Genomic DNA, 880 nt, shown 5'->3' on the forward strand with positions numbered 1-880 from the left:
ACGGGTAGTAATGCCGGTCCCTGTGACATACAGTCACATTTATGATTTTTCATCTCACCCAGCCCGATATATTGCGCAGAATTTCATGCGTTCGCGCCAGTTCACTTTTTTGCTGCAGATAGTTATGAAGCGGATATTTTTTATTGCTGCCTTCCAGACTTCTTCGCAACCCGTCCGAGAATTTCAGTTCTTTTTTCATAATTTATCCAGACCGTTAAGAACCATTCAGCATCCTTATTAATAATAAAAAAAACAAAATGTCCCTCCTGAATGATCAAAGGGCGTACCTTTGCGCAGAGGGTTTGGCGGGATCTCTGTTCGCCTCCACTCTTTTTTTCGCCGTTTATGTAGAGTGTCCAGGTTAATATCCGCCACGTTTTCCCAGCCCAGCAGGGTGAATATCTCCTCTGACAGCGTTTCTTCCGGTAACGGCTTATGTTTGTAAATTGACCAGGCCGCGGGAAGCAGACATAACCCCAGTAAGGCTAGAAAAGCTACTGCCATAAGTGAATAAAAATATGGATTTGAGAATGCCTCCCATCCATTATATACATGTATATATAATGGGATAATAAGAGCCAGACAGAGATAGCAAACCCGCAACGGGATACGCACTGCCGCCCGGCGCGCCTGATTCTTTCCCCGGTAACACCCCGGCGTCATGCACAGGGACTGCTCCTCCGGCCTGTGGATGGCATACACCAGATACTCCTCGCCGACCGGTGCCGCCAGCAGTTCCACCTCCTCCCCTTCATAGCACCAGTGACATCCCAGCCAGCCCGAAAATCGCCTGCCGTTAATGCGTCCGGTCAGATACCAGGCCCCGCACAGCGGCCTGTCATAGTCCTGCAGCAGGGCCGAAGCTGTCCCTCCCGAGCCG

General features: G+C 50.1%; 2 protein-coding genes. Both read right to left on the bottom strand.

The features are described from left to right. Nucleotides 1-49: 49 nt before the first annotated feature. Nucleotides 50-199, bottom strand: a complete 150-nt coding sequence (locus tag FDW87_RS21025; RefSeq protein ID WP_170975098.1) for a hypothetical protein — start codon at nt 197-199, stop codon at nt 50-52. A 38-nt stretch (nt 200-237) separates the two neighbouring features. After that, a partial coding sequence (locus FDW87_RS04400; protein WP_305764066.1) for a putative type VI secretion system effector occupies nt 238-880 on the bottom strand: 643 nt, incomplete at its 5' end.

This window comes from Citrobacter sp. wls826 (assembly GCF_005281245.1).
GTDB lineage: Bacteria > Pseudomonadota > Gammaproteobacteria > Enterobacterales > Enterobacteriaceae > Citrobacter > Citrobacter braakii.

Bases quoted from the DNA above. Each gene is read 5' to 3' on its own strand.
- FDW87_RS21025 (WP_170975098.1), bottom strand. From the start codon at position 199: ATGAAAAAAGAACTGAAATTCTCGGACGGGTTGCGAAGAAGTCTGGAA.